General features: G+C 41.9%; 22 protein-coding genes, 1 tRNA gene and 4 pseudogenes. 12 read left to right on the forward strand and 15 right to left on the reverse strand.

Translation table 11 applies throughout. From position 1 onward, the window contains the following. Positions 1–182 precede the first annotated feature (182 nt). On the forward strand, positions 183–1,616 hold the full coding sequence (locus tag IQ234_RS10950; RefSeq protein ID WP_193957101.1) for a TM0106 family RecB-like putative nuclease: 1,434 nt from the start codon (positions 183–185) through the stop codon (positions 1,614–1,616). Between the two features lie 102 nt (positions 1,617–1,718). After that, positions 1,719–1,961 carry a hypothetical protein gene (locus IQ234_RS21145; RefSeq protein WP_002738501.1) on the forward strand — a complete coding sequence of 81 codons (243 nt, stop codon included), beginning with the start codon at positions 1,719–1,721 and terminating at the stop codon, positions 1,959–1,961. Positions 1,962–1,971: 10 nt separating this feature from the next. On the opposite strand, the gene IQ234_RS10955 is transcribed toward IQ234_RS21145, so the two are convergent. Then, on the reverse strand, positions 1,972–2,352 hold the full coding sequence (locus IQ234_RS10955) for a hypothetical protein (protein WP_110580269.1): 381 nt from the start codon (positions 2,350–2,352) through the stop codon (positions 1,972–1,974). Between the two features lie 356 nt (positions 2,353–2,708). On the opposite strand from IQ234_RS10955, the gene mtnB reads away from it, so the two are divergent. Then, a complete protein-coding gene (mtnB, locus tag IQ234_RS10960) occupies positions 2,709–3,326 on the forward strand; it encodes a methylthioribulose 1-phosphate dehydratase (protein ID WP_193957102.1) in 618 nt (205 codons plus the stop codon). 48 nt (positions 3,327–3,374) lie between these two features. Here mtnB and IQ234_RS10965 read toward each other — a convergent pair. Continuing rightward, positions 3,375–3,445, reverse strand: a tRNA-Cys gene (locus tag IQ234_RS10965). Between the two features lie 134 nt (positions 3,446–3,579). On the opposite strand from IQ234_RS10965, the gene IQ234_RS10970 reads away from it, so the two are divergent. Continuing rightward, complete coding sequence (locus IQ234_RS10970) at positions 3,580–3,915, forward strand: hypothetical protein (RefSeq protein ID WP_193957103.1); 336 nt, start codon at positions 3,580–3,582, stop codon at positions 3,913–3,915. 173 nt (positions 3,916–4,088) lie between these two features. On the opposite strand, the gene IQ234_RS21785 is transcribed toward IQ234_RS10970, so the two are convergent. From IQ234_RS21785 to IQ234_RS10990, 4 genes and pseudogenes are all read right to left on the reverse strand, one after another. Continuing rightward, entirely contained in the window at positions 4,089–9,251 is a 5,163-nt protein-coding gene (locus IQ234_RS21785; protein WP_193957104.1) for a beta strand repeat-containing protein, read from the reverse strand. A 406-nt stretch (positions 9,252–9,657) separates the two neighbouring features. Further along, positions 9,658–10,029, reverse strand: a pseudogene (locus IQ234_RS10980) (hypothetical protein); the annotation flags it as partial. A 20-nt stretch (positions 10,030–10,049) separates the two neighbouring features. After that, positions 10,050–11,048 (reverse strand): annotated as a pseudogene (locus IQ234_RS10985) (hypothetical protein). 48 nt (positions 11,049–11,096) lie between these two features. Further along, positions 11,097–12,125 (reverse strand): annotated as a pseudogene (locus IQ234_RS10990) (Rpn family recombination-promoting nuclease/putative transposase). Between the two features lie 813 nt (positions 12,126–12,938). Between IQ234_RS10990 and cdd the strand changes: the two are divergent. After that, positions 12,939–13,340, forward strand: coding sequence for a cytidine deaminase (gene cdd, locus IQ234_RS10995; protein ID WP_103112543.1), 402 nt, complete (start codon positions 12,939–12,941; stop codon positions 13,338–13,340). Between the two features lie 14 nt (positions 13,341–13,354). Here cdd and IQ234_RS11000 read toward each other — a convergent pair whose 3' ends face one another. The 3 genes from IQ234_RS11000 to IQ234_RS11010 all read right to left on the reverse strand — a co-directional run bounded on the left by IQ234_RS11000 (position 13,355) and on the right by IQ234_RS11010 (position 15,169). Beyond that, entirely contained in the window at positions 13,355–13,546 is a 192-nt protein-coding gene (locus tag IQ234_RS11000) for a hypothetical protein (protein WP_193957105.1), read from the reverse strand. Positions 13,547–13,555: 9 nt separating this feature from the next. Then, complete coding sequence (locus IQ234_RS11005; RefSeq protein ID WP_193957106.1) at positions 13,556–13,687, reverse strand: BrnT family toxin; 132 nt, start codon at positions 13,685–13,687, stop codon at positions 13,556–13,558. A gap of 216 nt (positions 13,688–13,903) precedes the next feature. Beyond that, positions 13,904–15,169: a YcjF family protein gene (locus IQ234_RS11010; protein ID WP_193957107.1), complete on the reverse strand. Its 1,266-nt coding sequence runs from the start codon at positions 15,167–15,169 to the stop codon at positions 13,904–13,906. A 58-nt stretch (positions 15,170–15,227) separates the two neighbouring features. On the opposite strand from IQ234_RS11010, the gene IQ234_RS11015 reads away from it, so the two are divergent. After that, positions 15,228–16,403: a DUF4336 domain-containing protein gene (locus IQ234_RS11015; protein WP_193957108.1), complete on the forward strand. Its 1,176-nt coding sequence runs from the start codon at positions 15,228–15,230 to the stop codon at positions 16,401–16,403. Between the two features lie 58 nt (positions 16,404–16,461). Beyond that, positions 16,462–16,692: pseudogene (locus tag IQ234_RS21790) on the forward strand (hypothetical protein). Here IQ234_RS21790 and IQ234_RS11025 read toward each other — a convergent pair. Both IQ234_RS11025 and IQ234_RS11030 read right to left on the reverse strand, forming a co-directional pair. Beyond that, the gene (locus IQ234_RS11025) at positions 16,684–17,178 is read right to left on the reverse strand and encodes a phosphoribosyltransferase (RefSeq protein WP_193957117.1); all 495 of its coding nucleotides are present in this window, start codon (positions 17,176–17,178) and stop codon (positions 16,684–16,686) included. The pseudogene IQ234_RS21790 and the gene IQ234_RS11025 overlap by 9 nt on opposite strands. A 22-nt stretch (positions 17,179–17,200) precedes the next feature. Next, complete coding sequence (locus IQ234_RS11030; RefSeq protein WP_002771307.1) at positions 17,201–17,434, reverse strand: hypothetical protein; 234 nt, start codon at positions 17,432–17,434, stop codon at positions 17,201–17,203. A gap of 81 nt (positions 17,435–17,515) precedes the next feature. On the opposite strand from IQ234_RS11030, the gene IQ234_RS11035 reads away from it, so the two are divergent. From IQ234_RS11035 to IQ234_RS11050, 4 genes are all read left to right on the forward strand, one after another. After that, positions 17,516–18,205 carry a lecithin retinol acyltransferase family protein gene (locus tag IQ234_RS11035; protein WP_193957109.1) on the forward strand — a complete coding sequence of 230 codons (690 nt, stop codon included), beginning with the start codon at positions 17,516–17,518 and terminating at the stop codon, positions 18,203–18,205. A gap of 90 nt (positions 18,206–18,295) precedes the next feature. After that, positions 18,296–18,532 (forward strand): hypothetical protein, encoded by a 237-nt coding sequence (locus IQ234_RS11040; protein ID WP_193957110.1) that lies wholly within the window; start codon positions 18,296–18,298, stop codon positions 18,530–18,532. An 82-nt stretch (positions 18,533–18,614) separates the two neighbouring features. Further along, a complete protein-coding gene (locus IQ234_RS11045) occupies positions 18,615–19,778 on the forward strand; it encodes a GuaB3 family IMP dehydrogenase-related protein (RefSeq protein WP_193957111.1) in 1,164 nt (387 codons plus the stop codon). Positions 19,779–19,968: 190 nt separating this feature from the next. Beyond that, a complete protein-coding gene (locus IQ234_RS11050; protein WP_002771313.1) occupies positions 19,969–20,310 on the forward strand; it encodes a DUF760 domain-containing protein in 342 nt (113 codons plus the stop codon). 157 nt (positions 20,311–20,467) lie between these two features. Here IQ234_RS11050 and IQ234_RS11055 read toward each other — a convergent pair whose 3' ends face one another. The 3 genes from IQ234_RS11055 to IQ234_RS11065 form a co-directional block, all read right to left on the reverse strand. Then, positions 20,468–22,321 carry a hypothetical protein gene (locus IQ234_RS11055; protein ID WP_193957112.1) on the reverse strand — a complete coding sequence of 618 codons (1,854 nt, stop codon included), beginning with the start codon at positions 22,319–22,321 and terminating at the stop codon, positions 20,468–20,470. Positions 22,322–22,538: 217 nt separating this feature from the next. Then, the gene (locus IQ234_RS11060; protein WP_193957113.1) at positions 22,539–23,090 is read right to left on the reverse strand and encodes a TolB family protein; all 552 of its coding nucleotides are present in this window, start codon (positions 23,088–23,090) and stop codon (positions 22,539–22,541) included. Beyond that, positions 23,074–23,355: a helix-turn-helix domain-containing protein gene (locus tag IQ234_RS11065; protein ID WP_193957114.1), complete on the reverse strand. Its 282-nt coding sequence runs from the start codon at positions 23,353–23,355 to the stop codon at positions 23,074–23,076. The genes IQ234_RS11060 and IQ234_RS11065 overlap by 17 nt, the downstream gene beginning before the upstream one ends. Before the next feature lie 346 nt (positions 23,356–23,701). On the opposite strand from IQ234_RS11065, the gene hisA reads away from it, so the two are divergent. Continuing rightward, the gene (gene hisA / locus IQ234_RS11070; RefSeq protein ID WP_193957115.1) at positions 23,702–24,463 is read left to right on the forward strand and encodes a 1-(5-phosphoribosyl)-5-[(5-phosphoribosylamino)methylideneamino]imidazole-4-carboxamide isomerase; all 762 of its coding nucleotides are present in this window, start codon (positions 23,702–23,704) and stop codon (positions 24,461–24,463) included. Here hisA and IQ234_RS11075 read toward each other — a convergent pair. After that, positions 24,460–26,229: an HlyD family efflux transporter periplasmic adaptor subunit gene (locus IQ234_RS11075; RefSeq protein ID WP_193957116.1), complete on the reverse strand. Its 1,770-nt coding sequence runs from the start codon at positions 26,227–26,229 to the stop codon at positions 24,460–24,462. The two genes, hisA and IQ234_RS11075, sit on opposite strands and share 4 nt — an antisense overlap. Positions 26,230–26,263: the final 34 nt, after the last annotated feature.

Consider the following 26,263-nt stretch of genomic DNA (forward strand, 5'->3'; position numbering starts at 1 on the left):
CTTCCCCACTTCCCCACTTCCTGACGACCGACGGCTGAATTCTATCGACGGATTAAGTCGCAATTGTCACAATAGTATTAGAGTAGAGGAAACACACTTGGGAATGTTTCCTTTTTTTAAGTTTATTATTTTTTACTTTACTTCACTGGTCCAGGAAAGCTTAATTTTTCTCCTTGTATAGAATGCTACTGACCGATGATCTACTTCTAGACTACCAACGTTGTCAACGCCGTGGGTTTTTAAATCTCTACGGCAATAGCCAAGAAAAAGACCCTGAGCGAGATTTTTTGCTTAAATTGCGCCAGGAGAGTCAAAGTCACGTTAAAAAAGTCCTGCAAGACTCCTATCCCGATTATTGTTCCCTGACTACCCCCACCAGCGATATTTTAGCCGCCGCTAGGGAAACGGAAGCTTTGATGGGTCAGGGGGTATCCTGTATTTATCACGGAGTCCTCTTACAATCTGGCTATCCCGTCTCTTTAACCGGTTCCCCCCATTTATTAATTAAACAGGCAGGAAAGTCGAAATTTGGCGATTGGATTTATTATCCCCTCAATATTCAACTCGGTCGCCGTCCTAAGCCTGAATATAAGATGCTGGCTACTTTTTACGCCTATTTATTAGCCAGTATGCAGGGAGTTTTTCCCAATTACGCGGAAATTGTCCTACGTCGTCATAATCGCTATCGGGTGGAATTGAATCTCTGGTTAACTAAACTAGAGGAAATAATCAAAAAGTTCGGCGAAATGGTGATTAATCACCAAGAACCAGAAGTTTTTATCTCGCGTCAGCGTTGCAGTTTATGTCATTGGTATAGTCACTGTTATGGTATCGCCCAAGCGAGTCAACATCTTTCTTTAGTCCCGGGGGTAACTCCCAGTCGTTACCAATTTTTACAGTCTTTGGGGGTTTCCACCATGGAATCCCTGGCGCTTACCTGTCCTACCCGTATGGGGGAGGGTATGGGGTTAGAGGTGGCTAATCAGTTACAATTACAGGCCCAAGCAATTATTGAAAATCGGGCCTTTCGCAAAAGCAACGGCAAAACTGCTTATTTGTCTCCCCTACCAAGGACCGAGATTGAATTTTATTTTGACATCGAAGCAGAACCAGAACAGAATTTAGATTATCTTTTGGGGGTTTTACGGGTTGATTATCGGGTTAATACCCAGCAATTTTATCCCTTTTTGGCAGAAAAGCCAGAAGATGAAGGCAGGATTTGGCAGGAATTCTTAACCTTAGTCATGCAGGATTATCAAGCACCAATTTTTCATTTTTCTGAGTACGAAGTGGAAACAATTAAGCGATTAGGTTATCTTTATAAAACCCCTTCTTCTTTGATTAATCAGTTAGTTTCTCGCTGTTTTGATCTGCACTATCAGGTAGTTAACTCGGTAACTTTTCCCGTGGAAAGTTATTCTTTAAAATCCCTCGCCAACTGGATTGGCTTTCAATGGCGCGATCGAGGAGTAAGCGGGGATCAATGCGTTTGGTGGTATGACCAGTGGTTAAAAACAGGAGATCGGACTTTATTGGCGGCTATTTTACGTTACAATGAGGATGATTGTCGCGCCACCTTTAGACTAAAAGACTGGCTCGTAAACTTTTTAATTTGATTCTAAAGATTTATGACAAATAGGGAAGAATGTAACCGCTGCTACCCGTAGCGGCAAAGGGAAAATGATAAGCTATGGGTGTGAAGACAGTCCCCTCACCCAATGGTGATCCCCATGTTCTCCCCACTTTTTCCCCTTCTACTCCTACTACTTTCCTTCCTTAGTCTTCTCTGGTATCAAAAGACCGATAATGATATTTTTAAAGCTCTTGCCGTTAGTAGTTTGATTTTTGCAATTATTTGGGGCTTAGTTCTCGTTCATTGGTCAATTCACCTGCTGGGACTGCTGTTGTTGTTAAAATTCAGAACCCCCGCTTTCAGCTTGGTGCGCGTGCCTAGATGGTGATGGTTTGACCCTAATCTTCTAACTGTCCGGTAGGTACTTCGATCGCCTGTACATCGATCGTACCGGGAGGGGTGAGAATAATAAACTTACCCCCTTCCACTTTTAAAGGTTCACCACAGTTAGGACATTGGCATTCCGTGCGATTAAAACCCGTAAATTCGTAGCTACAGACAGGACAGCTATCTTCAACTAAATTGCGTCGTAACCACCAGCGAAAAATCCCCCAAGCAATCACAGGGGAAAATATCAGGAATGCCACGAGAATTAAAAAACTATTGACTAACCAACCCAGTCCGATCGAGCCTAACAACAATCCGACTAAAATCAAAGATAAGAAACAACCCAAACCAGAATCATTGACAGAATAGCTGCGGAAAAAGTTGTTATTCACTGCTCAACCCTCGATTCATCAAAGCTGCAATTATCTTTAACCTAACACACTCCCAACACATTAAGTAGCTGGTTATAATTAAATTAAAAATGGATTTTAGGTTCGATCCCCCCTGCCCCCCTTGATAAGGGGGGTGCCGATAGGCGGGGGGATCTGATAATTTTTAACGCCTACCTACTTACCACGGTTAAATCTTCTTTTTGACTCACTGGTTCCTCGCTCTATTCTATCTTGGGTTTAGTTTTGAGCGAGATTATCCAGATTGACATCCTCACCAAATCTGCTGACGAGTGGGTCGTCTGCTCGCTTCAACTTGTTATAATAGTTACTCCCTATCCACCATATCTCTAAAAACCATGAGCGATCCTCGTCTGTCTCTAGTGGCAGCTGCCCGAAGATTTTATCAACTGGGTTGGATGCTTGGCACGGCGGGTAATTTATCCGCTAAAGTTGATGATCATAGTTTTTGGATTACTGCCAGTGGCAAAAGTAAAGGTAAACTAACAGAAGAGGATTTTGTGCGCGTGGATCTGACCGGGAAAGTCAGGGAATTAGCTCATCCGAATAATCGTCCTTCGGCAGAAACTAGCATTCATCAGGTGATTTATTGTCTCTTTCCCGAAGCACAAGCTTGTTATCATGTTCACTCGGTGGAAGCGAATTTAGTTTCCCGTTTTGCTCGTGAGGATAAGTTATCGTTACCTCCCTTAGAAATGTTGAAAGGTTTAGGTATTTGGGTAGAAAATCCTCAAGTATTTATGCCAGTTTTTACCAACTATCTCGATGTGCCGAAAATTGCCGCAGAAATAGAAAGTAGATTATCAACTTTACCCCCAGAAATTCCCGCTTTACTGATTTCTTACCATGGCGTGACGGTGTGGGGTGAGTCTCTAGAAACTACCGAGAATTATTTAGAGATAGTCGAGTATATTTTTCGCTATCTAGTGGCAGCCTATCAAGTAAAACCTTGGTAAACCTTCATTTAGACAAGGTAATAAAAGAAAGACTGCCGATATTTGCCAAGGCGCCACCCAGATTCGAACTGGGGGTAAAGGTTTTGCAGACCTCTGCCTTACCACTTGGCGATGGCGCCGATCAAGCAGTATTTATCGTAGCATAACAGATGACAGTTTGCCAAGAGTGGAACCCAAGAGTCAAGCGATCGATCTATAATTTATGGAGCGGTTCTCTAATCTAGTGGGGGATTTTAGGCTTTAAAAAGCGATTATGATGGGAAATCAAAGATATTTACTAACTTTTATCGGTTTATTAGCTTTATGCTTGCCAGTACAGGCTAATAATGCCGTTTACCTTAGCCAAAGTTCTAATACTGCCGCTACTTTCGACAGTTATCGTCAAGAATGTTTACAAAGAGCGCGTGGGGAGGGATTAGCTGCTGATGTGGCAAAGGACCTATGCGACTGCACGATTAAAAAATTCCAGGCTCGTTACAATCTACAGCAATTCCGCGCCCTCGTGCAGAAGTCGAAAACCGATAAAGCTGCCGCTAGGACTTTATCCAGTGTGGGAGAAGCTTGTTTTGATGAGATTTTGTACGAATAGCAGTTATCAGTGATCAGTAAACAGTTATCAGCTTTTTTTTTCCCTTCTTCCCGCTCCCTTCTCCCCAATTCATAATTCATAATTCATAATTCCCCTCTCCCCTCTCCTAGGGTGTTGAAAACGCTTACAGACCTTTTTAACCGCAAACACGCACCCGACAAGCTGTATTAAGATTAAACTAATACAAGTATATCAGATGCGGTAAGAGTGGGTTTAGAACTAAGAGTTGCAATTTGAATGGCTGCTAGTGTACCTGTCCCGTCCCCATCAAAGAATAGTCCTCCAGTGATTGTATTATAAATAAAGCGATTGCTGGCATTTAATGCAGTTGTTCCTAACACGAATTGAGCGGCTGTAATCGCAACTCCTGCGGCTAAACCACCGCCAAAACCCGCAGCAGAGACAGTAATTTTATCCCCCTGACTGGACAGAAAATCAGTAATCGTATCAATCCCTTCATTGCGGTTGTTGAAGGTGAAGCGATCGCCACCCGCACCGCCTGTTATGGTATCATTACCAGTACCACCAATCAAGGTATCATTCCCATCACTACCATTAAGGATATTGTTACCACTATTACCGGTGATAATGTTATTTAAGGTGTTACCAGTTCCATTAATATTTGTAGTACCAGTTAGGGTGAGGTTTTCTAGGTTATTACCCAGGGTATAAGTAACCGATGATTGAACAGTATCTGTCCCTTGGTTGGCATTTTCCGTAATGGTGTCGGTAGTAGTATCAATTTGATAAGTATCATTCCCTAAACCACCGATGAGGGTATCAATTCCTGTTGCACCATTAAGGATATTGTTACCACTATTACCTGTCAGGATGTTATTTAATGTGTTACCAGTTCCATTAATATTTGTAGTCCCAGTTAGGGTGAGGTTTTCTAGATTATTACCGAGGGTATAAGTAACCGATGATTGAACAGTATCTGTACCTTGATTGACATTTTCCGTAATGGTGTCGGTAGTAGTATCAATTTGATAAGTATCATTCCCTAAACCACCGATGAGGGTATCAATTCCTGTTGCACCATTAAGGATATTGTTACCACTATTACCAGTGATAATGTTATTTAATGTGTTACCAGTTCCATTAATATTTGCGGTTCCGGTTAACGTGAGGTTTTCTAGGTTATTACCCAGGGTATAAGTAACCGATGATTGAACAGTATCTGTCCCTTGATTGACATTTTCCGTAATCGTATCGGTAGTAGTATCAATTTGATAAGTATCATTCCCTAAACCACCGATGAGGGTATCAATTCCTGTTGCACCATTAAGGATATTGTTACCACTATTACCTGTCAGGATGTTATTTAAGGTGTTACCAGTTCCATTAATATTTGTAGTCCCAGTTAGGGTCAGGTTTTCTAGGTTATTACCGAGGGTATAAGTAACCGATGATTGAACAGTATCTGTCCCTTGATTGACATTTTCCGTAATCGTATCGGTAGTAGTATCAACTTGATAAGTATCATTCCCTAAACCACCGATGAGGGTATCAATTCCTGTTGCACCATTAAGGATATTGTTACCACTATTACCTGTCAGGATGTTATTTAATGTGTTACCAGTTCCATTAATATTTGTAGTCCCAGTTAGGGTGAGGTTTTCTAGATTATTAACCAGGGTATAAGTAGCCGATGATTGAACAGTATCTGTACCTTGGTTGGCATCTTCAGTAATCGTATCGGTAGTAGTATCAATTTGATAAGTATCATTCCCTAAACCACCGATGAGGGTATCAATTCCTGTTGCACCATTAAGGATATTGTTACTACTATTACCAGTGATAATGTTATTTAATGTGTTACCAGTTCCATTAATATTTGCGGTTCCGGTTAGGGTCAGATTTTCCACATTAGCGGGTAGGGTAGTTGTGACATTAGCGGTTAAGGTGTCGCTGATGGTGACAATTCCCTTGTTATTGGTAAGAGTTGCATTGATGGGATTACTGAGGTTAATGGCAAAAGTTTCGTTTGCCTCATTGAGGTTATCATTGAGGATAGGAATGCTAATAGTAGCAGTGGAAGTATTAGGTGCAATGGTGAGAGTTCCAGTCTTGCTAGTGTAATCTACATTAGCAGTAGCGTTAACGGGTGCAGTAGTATAATTGACGCTAATTGGTTGTGGATTTGGATTGTTGACAGTGACGGTAAGAATTGCATTACTATTTTGACCTTCGACAACGGTGATATTGTTAATCGAGAGTTGGGAAACGTCATCATTATTAATTGTTCCAGTAACTGCGGTAGTTGTCCCAATTGTATAACCTGTACCCGAAGCAAGGGTTAAGGTGACGGTTTCGTTAGGTTCAACTGTGGTATCCGCAGTGGGATCAATTGTTACTTTAGCAGTGGATGAACCAGCAGCAAAGGTGACTGTATTGGTAGTTCCTGTGCGAGTGTAATCGGTATTTAAAGTAGCTGTCCCCCCGATGGTGTAATTGACTGTTAAAGCATTTGTTGTTACACCACTACGAGTGAAGGTATAAACCAGATTAGTTGTCCCATCTTCGTTAACACTACTAGGAGAAACCGCAAGAGTGATATTAGGAAGGGTAGGACTAGAAACATAACTAAAATAACTAGCAGTTAGACTTAATGCTGTTTGATTATTGATAACCGCAATAAGTTCATCTGGTTCGCTTCCGGGTTTGTTGATGTAGAGATTAGTCTTAGAACCAGAAACAGTCAATAAATAGTCAATACTTGAACCGCGAATCTGAATAATATCATCAGTGGGGTTAAAATCGGCAATTGTTGCGTAGTCGTTATTACCCGCAGATGTTGTATTACCATCATCATAACCAATCCAGTTAACGTCACCAAGGATAAATGTATCGCGTCCAGTTCCTCCTGTTATATTATCAATTTCTCCCTTCCCGGGGGTTGTGCTTTGACTGTTGACTCCTGTAATTGAGTCGTTTCCTGCTCCTCCTGTCAGGGTATCATTTCCGCCACCACCGATTAAAATATCATCTAGATTAGCTCCATAAAGTTTATCATCAAAAGGACTACCTGTAATGTTAAATTGTTCGATATTACTGTAGGTAAGTGTAGTCCAACCAGTGACAATGGCATTGTGAATTTTACCAGCAATAAAGTTAGAAATTCCTGTACCTCCAACAGCCCCACCAGAAGTACCATAGGTTGAATAATCAACGATCAGAATATCTGTTCCTGCTCCTCCATCGATTATATCTTCATTACTTCCTCGATCAAAAGAATTAGGAATAAGCGTATCATCTCCATCTCCACCTAAAAGGGTATCTTTCCCATCCCCTCCTTGCAGCCTATCGTTACCTGCACCACCGTTTAACCAGTCATTTCCTTGATCACCAAAAAGGAAATCATTACCCACACCACCATCAATGGAATCATTACCAACAGTACCAGCAATAAACTCACTCCCATCATCACCCGGCAGAGCATTCAGCGTTAACTCCTTCGCTCTTGTTTGTACCCTACGCCAATCATCGAGTAAATATTTTCGTGCATCCGCATTATCAATATTTACAATAGCCTGACCGTAGAGTATGGGATCAACTTTATGAACACTATACTCCTTTGCAACACCGAGATCAGTAAAAAGACCTTTGAGATCAGAATTATAAGAAGGAAGAGCAATTAAACGCTTCATATAAGGATCGCCCGCTTGAATATTCAGCGTTTTTAACTGTCTGATAATGCCATTATCTAAAGCCGATTGAATACTTGAAAAAGAATTTCTACCACTACCACCAACATTAAAAACAAATTCTTTTTCATAATGACCATATTCGGTGGCAGTAATACTTAAAGGAGTACCTCCAATCATGCCAGCAATCAACTGAAGCGTATCTGATGCAGATTGAGCCATCTGTTGAGCCACTTCTGTTTTTCCACCGTCTGCTGAAAAGCTAAATTGACTAACAAACTTACCCGCTGCAACATTGTAATATACAGAATAATAAGCACGAGGATCTTTGTCAAAAATAAGATCCCACGCCCATCCACCAATAACTGAACCCAAAAAGTTCCCAATTCCGGGAGCAATAAAACCACCAATCACTCCACCAATCGAAGCACCAAAATTATTTAAGTCAGCCCCCGTCCATACCTTATCGACATAATTAAAAAGTTGAGTGCTTGCGAAAGATTGCAATGCGCCAAACCCTGTATTAACAACCTCTCCAATAATTGATGCTTTTGTAAGGCTGAGGTTGATATAAGGATCTACTCCTAAATAATTAACAGCAAACGATTTGCCAAATGCAGCCTCAGTTAACCCAGAAAAAATATGATTAGTTAGTGAAGCAGTAACTTGATCAATCGCAATTTGAGCAAGGGGATCTTCTATATCAAATTTCTCTGAAAAAGCTTGACTAATTGCAGAACTACCAAAACCCAATAATGTATTAGTAAAGTTCCCATAAAGTCTTGTATATAAAGCTCGTGCTGGTATTGAGCTTCCCACACTTGCCAGTTGATAAGCTAAATTATCTCCTAACCACCCGCCAAGGGTTTTTGTTGCAGTTGCGGCAATTAATTGACTCCCGAAGTCTTCATTTCCATAGTGCATTGCTAACTTAGTAGCGAGAGTTGAACTAACATTTCCTAACCTAGTAACAGTTTGCCTTAGTTCCATTTCTCTAGTTGGCAACTGGCGCGTACCCATAACATTGAAGATTTCTTCTTCTGATGGAATATATCCACTAACTAAGGTTTCTGCAAACATAACCAACGCAGAAGCGGCTTTGTCTGCTATTCCCCAAAGAGAAGTGTTTAGATCGGCAACGCCTGCATCTTGAAGATAGTCTGTTAAATCATGTTCTATTGTTCCTAATAGCAGTGCGGGATTGTTTTCTGCATAAGTAATGAGGAGACTTGAAGTACCAGTAAAACCCAAACCATTAAGCTTTGTAGAAACTTGGCCTTTGGGATTGCCAGTAAGCATATAAAATGCGTCCACTGCCATCAAATGACCAGGTTTTGTGGCATAATCGCTGTATTTCGTGGGAACGGTAGAATCATCAGCCGAAAATTTATCTAATGTACTTCTGGAAATTTGAATAAGTTGCTGGTTTGTTACTTTTGGATTAGCTAAAAATTGATCAACGACTAACTTCGTAGCAGAATATCCATTAATAATATTGCCGCGATCGCTTGAAAATCGAGAAGTAATTGCATTGATAGCATTACTTATATCAGATGAGTTTCCTCTAAAACTCCACTGCGCTGGATTTAAATCAATATTTGGGTTGCTCATGGCTTTAAGTAATATGTTTTTCAATTGTAGAAAATGATCTAAAATTAAATTATTGGCAAAGCTTTTGGCTTTAACCATAATTTAGTAATGTAGAGTGGACATTGCCCACAATTTGCTTTGCTATTAATTATTGAGCCGAGTCAGCCAGTTATTATACAACTGTCCAACTAGCCGGTGTGGGTTAGGGTTGAAGACTGTCAAACCATCAAGGCAAAAGTCACCCATTCACGCCTTCAAAATATTGTTATTGTGAGAGGGCGATCGCTCTTGCAACTTCAGGTTTAGCCAGTCGTTGGTGATCTGTAGTTAGCCAAGCTTCTGCTTGTTGCCTATATTATATACGGAAGCTTATCTCTGAATTACTTCCTCTCCATGAAAATTTTAGCGGGTGATGGCGAGGGGAATAATTTCCGCTAAAACCCCCTCCAAAGCAATCTTACTCCTTGGCAGTCCAGAAAACGGGTTTCTCCGAGAAACCCGTTTTCTAGATATTGATTTTAGCCAAAGACTGCTTAAATTCTGCGAGAGAATTAGCGGTAGCTGCTAATTTTAGTAGCTCTTCTAAGATAGTAGGGTTAGTCATTTTGCCGATTATCTCTTCAATTTCTGAAGAAATCTGTCCAAACCGCACAGTTAAAACTGTTTTTATGTCATCACGGCTTTTTTGTAAAGCCCCAATTTCCTTGCCAATTTCCTCGCCAATTTTCTTACCGCGTTTTATTCCTCTCAATTCCATATTACTGACTAAAGGCATGGTTCTTTCCTCCTCAAATTGTTTGATTTTACTCTCTAAGCTTTCCTGTAATTTAGTTGATAAAGTCATCATATTGTCGATGATTTCAAACAGTTTACTAACTAAGGTAGGTATTACCCACACTACTTATTTATGATGATCCTAAAAGACTTCCTACACTCCTCAAAAGAATTTACTATAAGTGCGGCTTTTAACATCTCTTCTAAAACCGAAATAACTGAAGCATCATTGATACATTGTCCAATATCTCCAGGGATATCGCCTAGTCGGTTTTCCAAAACTTTCTTCACAAAATCACGAGCATTTTCTAACGCTCCAATTTCCTTACCAATTTCCTTGCCAATTTCCTTGCCAATTTCTTTACCGCGTTCGATTCCTCGTAACTCCATATTACTCATTAAAGGCATGGTTCTTTCCTCCTCAAATTGTTTAATTTTACTCTCTAAATTTGACTGCAATTTAGGGGATAAAGTCATCATATTGTCGATGATTTCAAACAGTTTAATTATCTGTTACCTCTCGAACTCCTTTTCATATAATCCTCTGATTAACTTCCATTTCCACTGTTCTCGTTCTGGCAGCTTCCCAGTAGTCGCTTTTGTTTTCAGGTGTGCCATGACTATTATAGCAAAGGGATTGCTACTTGCTTCTAGTTCTGACCAGCTTTCCTCATAGTCCAGTAATTTGACTGTTGGGAATTTGAGGCTGACTTCACAACCAGCGATAGTATAATTATAGGAATCTGGTCGCCAATTTACTCGTTCATCTCCTAATATAGCGAGACTGATAACCGGTTTCTGATACAAATCAAAGGCACGATAGTTATAAATATACATCCTCTGGGGGAAATTTTCTTCGTATTGACTTTGAATTTCAATATGAATCAAAATCCAGACTTCTTCACCCCTGAGTAACCAGACTTTATAGAGTTTGTCAGCAAAACGTTTTTTTGTCCTTGCTGAAGCGGTAATCCGTTTGAGTTCTTTTTCCAGAGATTCGGGAATTTTTGTCCAATCAATTAATTGGTGAACTTCGGGAAAGAAGAAATGTAAAAACGCCTCAAAATACTCGGTTAATGCTTCTTTCCAGGGTTCATCATAATTAGCGGTTGTTTGTTTCATTATGACAATTTTAGTGGGTTGTTGTCAGAAGGCGCTCGCTAACCTAAACTAAGCAGTTAAAGTATTTAACCAATTGATTAAATCTTCAACTGTAGAGAAATCGAATAAAGCTTCTGCTAATGCTTCGACATCATCAATACTTAACTCCATGATTTTAGTTTCTAATGAAGGATTAATCTCCCCTAACTTGCGTTTAAGTTGACGAAGAATCAATGTCTTTTCCCGTTCAATACCCCGTTCGATACCGCGTTCAATACCTTGTTCAATACCCCGTTCAATACCTTGTTCAATACCTTGTTCGATACCTTGTTCAATACCCCGTTCGATACCTTGTTCAATACCTAGTTCAATACCTTGACGCATCCAACTGGTGGTAATTTGCATAACTCCCTCCTGTACAGGTTGACTAAATGTGCTAATCTCTTCTTGAAATTGTATCTCTTCCACTGGATTAAGATTGAGATAAGTATCAATAAATCCAGAAATTAATTGCATTTTCGCTGGATTTAACCTTAAAGTAATTAACAAGCGCAGACATTCCGCTTTTACCTTGGCTCGCTCTTTCTCGGCAATGTTCATCTTCGCAATCAAAGCTGAAGCAACTGGATTCGACTAATTGAGAAAATCTCGCCAATTTAATCGATTTAACTGCACTACTTGATAATTAAATTCTAAGACTTTTAAATCGGGAAAATCGACTACATATTGACTAATCGCTTCTCTTTTTGGCTTTGAATAAGAAAAAATTACAATGGGATAAATCGGTAAGACAAATTTCTCATGAAAGCGAGCAAAATAAGTAAACATTCGCCGATTAAACCACTTGCGGGAACTTTCCTGCGCCTCTACATGAATCAGAAAAAAAGATTCTTTTCCTCGAAACTTAACTTGTGCGACTAAATCGCTTTCATACCTTTCTCCTTCCGTGACATCAGTAAATACTTCTTTGTCTAAAAAAGTAATCGAGTCTCTATCTAAATAATCCATCAATTCAGGAAAAAATAACTCGATAAATTCGACAAAAAAGGTGGAGATTAACTCCTTAAATAAGCGGTCATGGTCAATATTATTAGTCATGTAATATCATCTTAACTAATCTGAGTGATGAATGACTACTCTTCTCGATTGTATTCTGAGAAGTCGGTTTTGGCAACGGATTGTTATGATCTCACCCCCTTAACCTACAGCGATTGCGAAATTCGCCCAAAATCCATCAGATTGAGCGAAATCGAACAAACTATCGTAAACAGCAGGAAAAATCGGCAAAAGAGAAGAAGTCATTACACTAACTGCAAAGGTTTATTGCTAACAGTTTTAGCCCAACTATTACAAGAAAACGGGTTTCTTTGAGAAACCCGTTTTCTAAATAAAGGCAATCACTCTCCCCAATTCATAACTCTCCTCTCCCTTATCATAATTTGTGCTTTTTGTCAAAAAAACTTTTTTTTTGCAATAAAACTACACAAAAAAAAGATCATCGTTGTGGGTGAAAATGACTGATTTACCCGTCTTAATTAGGATCACCTTCTAGGTGTGGCAAGGGTTTCAACTATTGCTGCCCAAAAAAGCACAAAATAGCCCATTATGAAATTCTATCAAATCGCTGTAACCTTGATAACATCGTTGTTAAATAAAAATCTTTCTCAATTAATTCTTAAGAATTTATAAATATTGCGAAATGTTAATTTAAATATTCTCAAGTTTTTGCAGTCAATAAATAATTTTTGCTTATCTTTGTCGGAAAATAGAACTTCTGCAAAAATCCAACATCTACCATGGGGTTAGGAGTCAGTTATCAGTTATCAGTTATCAGTTATCAGTTCACTGAGAAAACTCCCCACTCCCCACTCCCCAATTCCCCAATTCCCCACTCCCTGCTATCGGCAGCCGATGACCCTATCTGAACAAGAAAGACAACAACTCTGTGACACTGCTCGGGAAGTGGCGAAACTTTCCTATTCTCCCTATTCCCGTTTTCGAGTGGGGGCAGCGGTCTTGACAAATAAAAAGATTTATGCTGGTACTAATGTAGAGAACGCTAGTTATGGCTTGAGTTTGTGCGCGGAAAGGGCAACTTTAGCGCAAATAATCGCAGCGGGCGATCGAGAAGTACGGGCGATCGCTATAGCCTGTATCGATGGGAAGGATGATATTAGTCAGTTAACTCCCTGCGGAGCCTGTCGTCAATGGATAGCCGAATTAGCACCGCAAGCGGAGATTATTATCTGTGGAACTCAGCAAAATTATCGTTTTAATCTCTCGGATTTACTGCCTTTTTCCTTTCGTTTTTAACTGTGGGTAAAGGTTTACTTGTCCCGTAAATTATCAAAAGTATCATCATCAAGACTTGCCAAATCTACCCTTTGCCTAAAATCTTGCAAGGCTGACCAAAAATCATTAACCTCTCTAATTTCTACTAATACCTCTGCATTATCGAGAAAATCAACTTCATCTAATAACTCAATAATTTTGCCTTTTTTAATTCCTTTAACTAACATAATATCAACTCATTTTAAATAATTTGGATCGTAGAATTCAACATAGAGAGAATCATCAAAAACAGTTTTTGCTTCCTCAAATGAGACTGGCTGCTTTGATAGATTGCGTTCTGCCTTATTTTTATCCCAGTCAAACTGCATAAAGCCATTATACTGATACTCACTGAAACTGATGGCACATTTTTGATATGTCTTGAACGGGATATATTAAACTGTATTGAACCATCGATCTGGTTCAGAAGTCCAAGTAAATTTCCAGTGGAGCTAAAGCTGACCAATATTACTAAAATCTCGCTAACTTGAAGATATGCTACTTGTCTTAGGCTGCTTCATCTCCAACACTTAAGGGACTAATAACTACATTTTATCTCCTCCCGTAGCGACATTTTTAAATCTTTCTTGGGCAGCAGAAAAAGCCTCTTTCATCACCCTTTGAATCCTCTTAGGATCGGGTTTTTTACCCCCCATTAAATCGCCAAAATAGACACAAGCACCCTCTCCCAGGGCCCAGGTATAGGCAGCTGACCAAGAAGCGGCGATAACACTGCCAAAACCGGGGATAAATTTCACCAATTCCCGACCGATGGCCTGGGCCAAAAAGCCGCCAGCGATCGCACTGACGATTCCACCGGCTTGGGATGGGGTTAAGACTTGACCGTATAATTTACCTAAAACCCCCACCATTGACACTTGTAGGGCGGTTAACACGGGCATAGTCGCGAAGGGTAAGGGAATCGCCGCCAAGGTTCCCGCTATGACCGAAAAGGCTAACATATAGCGTCGGGCCACGTCCCGATAGAGATGGCCTAATTTATCGCTGGTTTCCCGATCTAAAAGTTGGTGGATGGTGTTAGCCTCGGCTTTTGGCAATAAATCGGCTAAATTGTCTCTAAATGCCTCTAAACCGTAAAAAACAGGGTTGTAACCGTCTTCCTCTAGGGTAAAATCGATTAGCACAGAATTGTCGTATAAATCCTTAAAAGTTTCTTTAATTTCTTGATAGGCGCGATTGATATCCTCGAAATCGGGAGGATAAGGGGGATGATCGGCGGTATTAGGAGGATAAAGCTGATGAAGGCAGGTTACAGCCAGTAAACAGGGGATTTTAGGGTATTTTTGCCGCAGTTGTTTGGTAATTTCCAGAAGGCTATCGGTGGCAAAATCATCAATTTTTACCGTCAGGATAAAAACTTGGGCGCGTCCCGTATTTTCGGCTAAATCTGCCAATAATTCCGCGATTATCGTCTCTGTGTGTTGATAGGCATCCCCTAACCCCACCGTATCGGTAAAAATCAACAGGGGTAAATCTTCTGCGGGGTAGGTGTAGCGCTGGGTGTTTTGGGTGTGGGGACGGAAACCTTGCCCGACGATTTCCGCCGAAACTCCCGTTATTCCCCGAATAATCGAACTTTTTCCCGTTTGCGGTTTGCCGATTAACAGCGCCTCGGTGGTGGGTAATTCTTGACGGACTTTTTCTAAAATTTCCGCCACTTGACTATCACTGACACTAAACCACTGGAGGACAGTATTAGTCAACTGGTCGATGGGGAGTCTTTTCATCACTTCCCCCGTGAGACTATTCCAAGTATTGACCAAAGAATCAATGGGCAGTTTATTAGTCATGGGGATTAGAAGGGTTTATGATAACTAAAATAGAGATTTTCAGCCATAGAATCAGACGATGACAAAAACCGCAATTAGTCCGCAAGATTTATCATGGCCTTTCTGGCCAATTGTACCACTTTATCCCTACGGTCAAAGACGGACAATTCGCCAAGAAGTGGTGAAAGATACGCTCTGGACATTTGAGCAATTGCAGGGTATTTTCTATGTGGTTGTGCCGATTCGCATGACGGTAATTAAGTTAGCATCTGGGGGTTTATTTGTTTATGCACCAGTGGCCCCGACTCCTGAATGTATTCGCTTAATGCGTGAGTTGGAAAGTGAACATGGGGAAGTTAAATATATTATTTTGCCGACGATTTCTGGGATCGAACATAAGGTTTTTGTGGGTCCTTTTGCTCGTTATTTTCCTAAGGCTATAGTTTATGTTGCTCCTAATCAATGGAGTTTTCCTCTTAATTTACCTTTGAGTTGGTTGGGTTTACCGGCAAAACGAACGGAAATTTTACCTGCTGACTCGGCAACTACTCCTTTAGGAAAAGATTTTAGTTATGAAATTTTACCCGCAATTGATCTGAATGTGGGATACTTCTCGGAGGTGGCTTTTTTTCATCACTACTCTCAAACTCTGCTGCTGACTGATGGCATTATTTCTATCCCAGAAAATCCTCCCGCTATTTTAGAATTAGACCCCTATCCGCTGCTGTTTCACGCTAAAAATACGGCTAAGGATCTGGTGGAAGATACCCCAGAAAATCGCCGTCGGGGTTGGCAAAGAATTTGTCTTTTTGCTCTTTATTTTCAACCTCCTGTTTTAGCTGTTCCCAATTGGATTAAGGTGTTTAGAGATGCTTTTACTGCTAAGGAAAAGAGTAAAAAAGCCTATTTTGGTTTATTCCCTTTTCAATGGGGGGATGATTGGCAAAGGACTTTTTTAAATTTGCGTCGCGAGGGGAGGTTAATAGTAGCGCCAATTTTGCAAACTTTGATTCTTAATCGTAACACTGACGAGGTTAGTCAATGGGTTGATAGAATTTGCCAATGGCCGATTAAACAGGTTATTCCTTGTCATTTTGCTAGTCCGATTCAAGCTGATAGTCAAGAGTTTCAGCAGGCTTTTTCTTTCTTGTCAAAAGATTCTTATTTACCTAAAGATGACTTGGAATGTTTAGAAAGTATTGATAGTTTTTTGGTGCGTTGGCGATTGACTCCTCCTCCCGATAAAAAATTGTAATTTATGGCTAATATCTGCTATAGTGTGTGGGTTTGTTAGTTGATTGCTAATCAAGGTCATGCAAATTACCGAAAATACCAGTAATGATGACATCAGAGTGGCGTTGATTCAATTGCGAGAAGAACTTGGTCAAAAAGTTGACCGCTGAGAATATAAACTTGATGCCTATCAAAAAGGTACAGATGGTATGGTAAGAATGGCTACTACTATCATCATTGCCACCGCTTCCGTGGTGGTTTTATCTAGTCTTAGTCGTGTGGTGACAGCAATTATCACCGCTTTATTCTAGGAGGTCTTTGGGTGTAATTAACTCGTAACGCTCGAAGGGTTGATGAATCCAGGGATTATCGGGGTAATATTCCACATAATAGTCAGGTTTAATTCTTGATGCCGCTTTGTACCAGATCACCGCAGTTTTGATATTAGTAATCCCGTATTTTTCCTGTAACAAAATCGAGGTTTTTTGGAGAGTGATTCCCGAATCGACCAAATCATCCACTAATAACAAGGGACTCTTTAATTGGGCCTCGATCATGGCTAAATTCGAGGAAATAGTTAATTCTCCCCGAATTTGATGATTTTGCCCCCCGTAGGAAGCAGCGTAGAGAATGGCTAGGGGTTGACGAAAAAGACGACAGAGAATGTCACCGACGCGCAATCCTCCCTTAGCTAAACAGACAATCTGAGCAAATTGCCAACCAGAACGATCGATTTTTATTGCTAATTTTTCGATCAGACGATGGTATTCATCCCAAGAAACATAGACATCGGCCATATTTTCCATTCCCGATTGATAATTACTTATTTTCGGCAGGTCGATCACTACTCCAGGCCCACCAAACTCGATCGCATTGACAATGATAGAATTCCTGCCATTTACGACGGGAATCTTCTCCTAAAACGGGAGCGCGGCGATTGATCCAAACGGCCTGAGCTTCTTTAGCTTTGGCGCCACAGTAAGGACAACAAAAATTGTAGGCGTGAACAGCATTCTCTGTCCAGTCAGGGGGAAAGGGACTAAAAGCATCCATAATCTCTAAAATATTAAGAGTAATAACTAGAAAAACTGGGTCAATAGATAATCTCCTTGTTTAATTTATCACTAAAAAAATATGGCTAGAGGGGATCAAATATACGCCTATCGGGAATTGCTCAATCTTCAGGGTGTTTATGCCCATCATGGCATCGATTGCGGTGATGGTAGCGTCATTCATTACCGAAAACCGAGCGAGATTGTTGAACGAACTTCCCTAGAAACCTTTGCTAGGGGCGGTAAAATCTATGTGGTGCGCTATGTAGAGGTGGGATTTTCCTTTATCCCCGATGTGGTGGTAGAAAGGGCGCTAAGTCGTCTGGGGGAACAGAAATATAATCTTCTTTTTAACAACTGCGAGCATTTTGCCACTTGGTGTAAGACCGGTATTAGCAAAAGTCAACAGATAGAAGAATTTATCCCGATTATTACCCATTTACAAGCGGTGGGACTCTACGAACCTCTGAAAAAATCCCTCATCGGAGCCGACCCCAACAATGCCCAAACCCTGTTAAAAGGGGCTTTAAGCAATCTTAAGGTCAGTTGGGATGAAATTCAACCCCAGTACAAAAAAGCCATTCAAGAAGCAGAAACATGGAATCGAGTAGCGATCGAAGCTTTAAGTAGAAATCGCGATGATTTAGCCCGGGAAGCCCTGAAACGCAAGGTAGAAGCCAAAAAACAGGCAAAACGCCATCAGGAACAATTGGATCAAATAGCGGCCATGACCGAAAATGTTCTTAAAAGTCTGGTGATTGCTAACGGTTAGTCTGGATGTCAGTAAACTGTTTAGTATCTAACCCTCTGCCAATTGCCTCGGTTGATTCCTATTCAAATCAGGTAATTTTAGTCGCTCGCCATGGAAATCTGGATTATTTTACGTTTTTCAATCGCCGCTGCCATTATCGCTTTAGTTTGCTGGTCCTTAGCCAGTGCCGTGCGCGATAGTTGGCAAGTTGCCCGACGGATGCACTCCATCCCTTGCTCCCACTGCCGCTACTTTACCAACGATTATCGCCTCAAATGTAGTGTACAACCCCGGAGCGCCAACACCGAACAGGCGATCAACTGCGGCGATTATTTTCCCAGGGCCTAGTCTGCCATAATACCGAAAAGCTTTTCCAGATGGTGCGAAATTTGCTAGTCTAGGCTAAATAGGTCTGAAATAGTATAGAAACGTGGATACAATTATTGGTCGGGGCAAAACAGCCCGTAGAGCTTACGGTATCGATGAAATCGCACTTGTACCCGGAGTGCGAACCCTCGATCCCAGTTTAGCCGATACCCGTTGGTCTCTCGGCAATATCGAGCGGGAAATCCCGATTATCGCCAGTGCTATGGATGGGGTGGTGGATACTAAAATGGCCGTCCTTCTCTCCGAGTTGGGGGCGCTAGGGGTACTAAACCTCGAAGGTATTCAAACCCGTTACGAGGATCCTAACCCGATTCTCGATCGCATTGCGGCCGTCGGCAAAGCAGAATTCGTCGGTTTAATGCAGGAACTCTACGCAGAACCGATTAAACCGCAACTAATCGAGCTTCGTATCCAAGAAATTCAAAAAAAAGGCGGTATTGCGGCAGTTAGCCTCACCCCTGCTGGTGCCGTCAAATACGGTGCTATTGTTGCCCAAGCAGCGGCCGATATTCTCTTTGTTCAAGCAACGGTTGTTTCCACTGCCCATTTATCCCCGGAAGCTATCACCCCCCTCGATTTAGTGCAATTGTGCCAAGAAATGCCCATTCCCGTGGTTTTGGGCAACTGCGTCACCTACGAAGTCGCCCTTAACCTGATGAAAACTGGGGCAGCCGGGGTTTTAGTCGGTATTGGTCCCGGGGCTGCCTGTACTTCTCGCGGCGTTTTAGGGGTGGGAGTTCCCCAGGCCACTGCTGTGGCCGATTGTGCCGCCGCTAGGGACGATTTTTTCCAGGAAACCGGCAAATACGTCCCCGTTATTGCCGATGGCGGCATTATTACTGGCGGTGATATCTGCAAATGTATCGCCTGTGGCGCCGATGCGGTGATGATTGGTTCTCCCATTGCCCGATCCTTGGAGGCCCCTGGCCGCGGTTTTCACTGGGGTATGGCCACACCTAGTCCAGTTCTACCCCGGGGAACCAGGATTAGTGTGGGCAGTACGGGAACTATTGCCGAAATCCTCGTAGGACCGGCAAAATTAGATGATGGTACTCATAACCTCCTAGGGGCGCTGAAAACCAGTATGGGAACTTTAGGTGCTAAGAACTTAAAGGAAATGCAACAGGTGGAAGTGGTGATTGCCCCGTCGCTGTTGACGGAGGGGAAAGTCTATCAAAAAGCCCAGCATTTAGGTATGGGTAAATAAAAGTTATCAGTGAACAGCGATCGGTTATCATCAGTGTTAAGTTTTCGATTTTTGCCGGAGATGGGTTTTCTACTTGGGATTACCATTCCCTTCAGGTTCGGTTCTACCGACTCCCACTATCTCAAAAAACTGTTAAATTGGAAGAACCAAAAGGATAGTTTATAAAAAAATTGAGTTAAGGAGATCAAAGGTGTATAGAGAAAACGATCGCCCTCACAATTTATTCGGTACCGATAGTGAATTTTCTGAGAGTTTGTGGCAGTATGTCCAGACCTTAAGTCCCGAAACAATTGCCCAACTCTCGAAACCAGAATCCCAAGAGGTTTTTCAAGTGATGGAACGCAACATTATCGGACTTTTGGGCAACCTTCCTTCCGAACATTTCGGTGTCACTATCAGTACCAGTCGCGAACATCTGGGCCGGTTATTGGCCTCGGCAATGATGAGTGGTTACTTTCTCCGCAATGCTGAACAGAGAATGAATTTTGAAAAATCTCTCGCTACTCTCCAGAGCGGTTCTAGCGATGTTTAAGGTTTAGCGGTAGTTAGGTTAGTTGGAAAGGGAAAAATAAGCATTCGGCAATCGGCTATCAGTTGTCCATTTTTAGTTGTCTTTTATTGCATTAGTTAGCCATATAACTTTTATCTGACTAATAACTGATAACTGATAACTGATAACTGATAACTGATTAAAGACAATTTTGCTGCCAGAGTAGCTCTTTTTCGATTCCCTGTTTTTCTCCGGGGGGGACAGTCCTTTCCCGCATAATATAAAGTTGCAGGGATTTAATCTGTTGATCACTACTGTGCTGCTGATTCCAGTTTTGACAGAGATACTGACCAAACTCTCTATAAACTGACCGACCAATAGATCGATCAAGATTGATAAAATATTGTCGCCACTGCATGGTTTTATACAAACGATTGCGATCGCTATCCGTGGGTTTATCCCAAATTACCGGCTGTCCTTCTCTAAATATATCTACCGTGGAACCATCGACTAATTGACTGACTGCTACAAACCAAGCATCATCGCGAGGGGGAGAAGGAGCAAAAATAGTCCAATACTGGTCTAAACGGGTAACTCTTGCCAGAATATCAATTGTATTGAAAGTACGACGGGTGAGCAAGCGATCGAGGGATTGAATTAAAGGTGTATTTAAATCGTCTCTAATGACCGATTGCTGGACAAAACTGCGTAAATTCCAGATGCTGGCCAACAATAAGAAGAAAATTGCCAAAATATTTAAGGGTAAAGAGGATTTAATCGTCAGGGGACGAAACTTGAGAGGTTTAGTGAAATTGCCCATAAAACGACGATGGGAGGCAATCCACTCATAAATTCTCGTTCCTAGGGCCATGAGGGGCGGTAAACGCAAAATTGGCGCTAAAAACCAGAAAATTGGCGAAAGACTGACAATATAAACCAATGCTGACCATTTAAACCGGCGTTTTCCCTGCCAATCTTCCACTACCCAAGAATTTTGGGCCACCATATCCTCGTATATTGAGGGGTTATCCTGAGCGACTAACAGGGGAGTGCCGGGTAAAATAAGAAAAGTGCGGAGAAGATGAACAACTTTTTTGCAAAATCCACAATCTCGATCATAATTAATCCTTAAACCTTCTCTTTCTGGGGTTATAATCCGTTTTTGTCCCCAATCCCAGACAAGACTAGGTATGATCGGCAACCAATGGGTAACACTCAAAAAAGGGAAAATTCCCAGATGAAAACTGAGACCAAAACCGATATGTAAGAGAATAAACGAGAGAATGGCGACTATTTTAAAGAAACTATTGCGAAAGGGAATAAAAATTAGCAGTGGACCCACCCATTCAAAGATTAACGCTGAAAAGGTCAGGATTTTTAGGAATTGTTGCGGTAAAGATAGTAAGAAACCAGCAAAAGCAGTACCGTATTGATCGTAACTGAGAGAGTAATAAACGGCCGTACCATCGGGCCACCAAGTTTCACTTTTGGTTTTAAAGGCCGCTGACCACATATAGATATAACAAATTTGTATCATCAAAGCCACCGTGGCAGCCGAAACCACACGCTTGGGTAAGGGGTTGGGATTGGTGTTTAAGGCACTTTCCACGGAATAACAAGCACCGAGGGGTAAAAACATCGCCCAGAATAATACTGCCCGGATTACGTCATCGGCGGCAAATAGTAACAGGGGGTTGCGATGATGTAAAGAGACGATTAGCGCCCAAGTGGCGATCGTGGCTAAACGGGTATGATAGCCAATTAAAAGCAATATTGCGATCGCTATAGCGACAATAAACAGGATACTCTGCACCAGTACCGAGTCACTGAGAGCAAAAATCGACCAGTAAAAAGGACTAGCAGAGACTTTTGATAAGCTTTCTAGGGGTAAAACCCCTAATTCACTGTAATGGGCAGTTACTTGGCTAAAACGAACTGATAAATCGACTAAAACCACCAACGCCAAGGCAATGCGAAATAAAGCCAGCGATCGCAGGTCAAACCCGAAAATCTCTGCCAGTCTTTGTCTAAATGATTTTGTCATTATCGTCATAGGATGATGATTCCCTCCACTTCTTCAATAAACCTACTTTATAGCAAGTAAAAAGGCCAAAGGCAAAAGAAAGCTGTCGGCCTTGTCAGTTATCAGTTATCAGTTATCAGTTTTGAGTATTAAGTGAGCAGTATGTATTAAGTGTGCATCAAATGGCACTAACAGTGCTGTCTTTTCACCGATCACTGTTTACTGATTACTGATTACTGATCACTGATTATAGGGACGGGGAAGAATTAATCGGGGGTAAAGAAGGAGAAATTTCGCCACCTCGATCGAATATTTCCAGATTCCATTGACCGAAACGATTACTTTCAAAAGCAATAAAACGACCGTTACCACTAATCGTCGGACGACGCACTTCTCCTAAAATATTTTCGGTGAGATTTTTTGTTTGCAGAGTTTGTCGATCATAAATATATATATCGGGTTTACCGGACTGTTCCGACACATAAACAATATAACGACCATCGGCACTAATATCCGGTTGATCTTGATAGGTTTTTGCTTGATTTAACCCCGGTAGGGGAACTAAACGATTAGCCACTCGATCGAATAAATAAATCGTTCGTTGACCCCTGCGATCGGAGGCAAAGACCAGATAACGACCATCGTAGTTAAAACGGGGATTATCTTCAGAGGAAGGGGTATTTAAAGTATTTCCTAAAAGCTGTTGGGGAGGGGTGACAAAACCCGCATCACTGCATCCCCCCAGACTGATGATCTTAACCGCAAGCAAAAGTCGAAGAAGTTTAGGAAACCTGATCATCGGTCAGCACCGGGGAAGGAAGAATACAACAATTAATATCATCAAGACAAACTTTACCCCAATGCAATGCCCAACGCACCAATTCCACCCGATTATCGGTTTTTGTTTTCGTCAAGATATTACTAATATGATTATCAACGGTACGCTTACTAATCTCTAGCTTTTCCGAGATTTCTTGATTAGTTAAACCATTAGCCACCAAATCGAGTATTTCTAGCTCTCGATCGGATAATGAAGCGGCTGTTTGAAACTTCGCAGCAGACATGAGTATAATTCCTCTCGTATATTTACTTATCATTCTAGAAGAATTTTTTCTCCTAGGAATCGATTAATATTCTGAAGATTATCTCTCAGCAACCAGAAATAGCTAAAATAGCTGGCTAAGACACCCTGATCCGCAATCCCGTTTAAAAGGTATAGGAAAGTGGGGTGTAGGAAATGGGGAAGTGGGGAAGTGGGGGAATTTCAACTAAAACCCCAACACCCCCCCCGCAATGCGCACGCAGTGACCACCCTATCTCCTGACGACCGACTCCTGCCTCCTGTCTCCTGAATTCTGACGGCTGGTACTATATAATAAAAACGCTCTTTAGTTAGATATTGAGAAAAACATGGAAGTTATCCCCGCTATTGATATTCTCGATGGCAAATGTGTGCGACTTTATCAGGGAGATTACCAACAATCGCAGGTTTTTAACGATAATCCCGCAATAGTGGCGCGAGAATGGGTCAATCAGGGGGCAACCAGATTACATTTAGTCGATTTGGATGGAGCCAAAGAGGGTAAATCGGTTAATTTGTCAACTATTGAAACAATTCTTAATGATATTGCCATTCCCGTACAGGTGGGGGGTGGACTGCGGGATATAGAAACGGTCAGTAATCTCCTAAAAATCGGGGTAAAAAAGGCGATTTTAGGGACAGTAGCCGTAGAAAAGCCGGAATTAGTCAGCGAACTTTGTCAAAGCTTTCCGGGGCAAATAATTGTTGGTATTGATGCTCGCGATGGCAAAGTAGCCACCAGGGGTTGGTTAGAAACCTCCGCAGTAGATGCGATCGCGCTCGGTCAAGATATGGCAAAAAGAGGAACCAGTACGATTATCTACACTGATATTCATCGAGATGGCACCCTTTCTGGCCCTAATCTCGCCGCTTTGCGAGAATTAGCCGAATCTGTCGAAATTCCCGTAATCGCCTCCGGGGGTATTAGTTCCCTGACAGACTTACTGAGTTTATTGTCTTTGGAACCTTTGGGAGTAACGGGAGTAATCGTGGGCCGCGCCCTTTATACTGGTGCAGTTAACCTCTCGGAAGCGATTAACGCGATCGGATCGGGCCGTTGGCAGGATCTACCCCCGAATTTTTTCGCCTAACGGACTTGTTTGAGAGTATCTACCTGTTTGTTGAACATATCGGTAAATAGTCCCAAAACCGTGCGATTTTCATTGACTTTGATGTTAACACTCACAGACATCCCCGATTGCAGCGGCAGAGTAGATTTATCTTTCAAAACTAACTCTTGACTGTTCAAGCTTACCCGGACGGGGAACCGATAAAAACGGTGAGTTTCGTCCGGTGGTAAAGCATCAGAACCGATCGAGATTACTTCTCCCTTAATATCGCCGTATTCACTGTAAGAAAAGGAATCAATGCGAATATCGGCTTTTTGTCCCACACGCACAAAACCGATGTCTTGGTTAGTCACGTCCACCTCTGCCACTAAACAACCTTTAGCAGCATCTTTGATCTGGGTGGGACAGCCATCGGGAACAATTTTTAACAATGCTTCCGCTTGACTTGGTTGGGGAACAAACCCAGGCCGCGCCTTGAGATCAAAGACCACACCATCGATCGGGGCGGTAATTTTTTGATATTTAATCGTCTGTTGTGCTTGACTAATTTGACTGTCTAGTTCAGCAATGCGCTTGTTATTATCAATGATAATGCGACTGATTTGACTATCGATTTCAGCGATCCGTTTGTGATTGTCCGCCATTTTATCGCGCACATCTTTTTCCGTGATTACTGTGGTATTAATTAGCTTTTCTCGCGCTTGGGAGATCAACAGGGAATAACGCTTTTCTTCCTGTTCCAAGCGAGAAATTTCGGCGATGCGGGTTTGTACTTCTTTCTCTTGTTTTTCTCGATCGATTTTACCGTTAGCCTCTTGCTGCTGCAGTTCATTTTGACGGTCAGTGACTGACTGTCTTTGCTTGTTGATCTGATAACGTGCGATCGCGCCTTCATCCCCCAAGGGTTCAATATCCTTAAGAATATTACGCTCGATATCCAAGCTTTCTTCGCCCTGTTTCATCGAATTGGCATTACGAGTCTTAATTTCTTCTAAGACGAAGCGATCATTGATTAATTGCGAGCGGGCATCGGCCAACTGTACCCTGGTTTGGGCCAATTGTTTTTCTAATTGTTCCATTTCCAATCTAGCGGCCGCTTCTCGAGAATTGGACTCCCGTCGGGCAGCCTCTAAACGGGCTAACTCTTCCCCTTGTAGAGCAGAGCTAGAGGCACCTTCATTGACCTGTGCTTGATAAAGTTGATTTTCTGTCACCAAAGCGGCACGATTACGGGCTAAATCGGCGATTTCACTCGGTAATTTTAATTGAGCGATCGAACTCTCCACTTGTGCCGGTGTCAGATCCTGCGCCATTAAGAGACGATAGAATTGATTTTCTTTCTCGGCAGTGGTGCGAATTTTTTTCAAGGATTCTAACTGCACTTGCGAGGCACTGGAATCCATTAAAACCAGTACATCCCCTTTGTTAACTCGATCGCCGTCTTTAACTTGAACTTCCTGTACTACCCCATTCACCGGTGCTTGTACTTCTTGCACTTTCCCCTGGGGTTTAAGTTGTCCTTGGGCTCCCACCACCTGCTCGATTTTAGCGACCGCTGACCAAATTAAAGCGGCAGTGGTGACACTCATTAATGTCCAGATAATCGTCCGCGACCAAATGGGCGATTGTTTCAGGATCACCGATTGTTCCGGTGGGCTGAAAGTGGGTAAAGAAGGGGTAATACTTTTATTTTTCGTGGTAGTAGCCACGTTTTTACCCGCTTGGGTCAGTTCATCGCTTTTACCATTGCCATTGCCGTTGTGGCCGTTGTTAGAATTACCGTTCATGAAGATTCTCCTATATTTATTTGGGTGTTAGGGG

The organism is Microcystis aeruginosa LEGE 91341, assembly GCF_015206885.1.
GTDB lineage: Bacteria > Cyanobacteriota > Cyanobacteriia > Cyanobacteriales > Microcystaceae > Microcystis > Microcystis aeruginosa_H.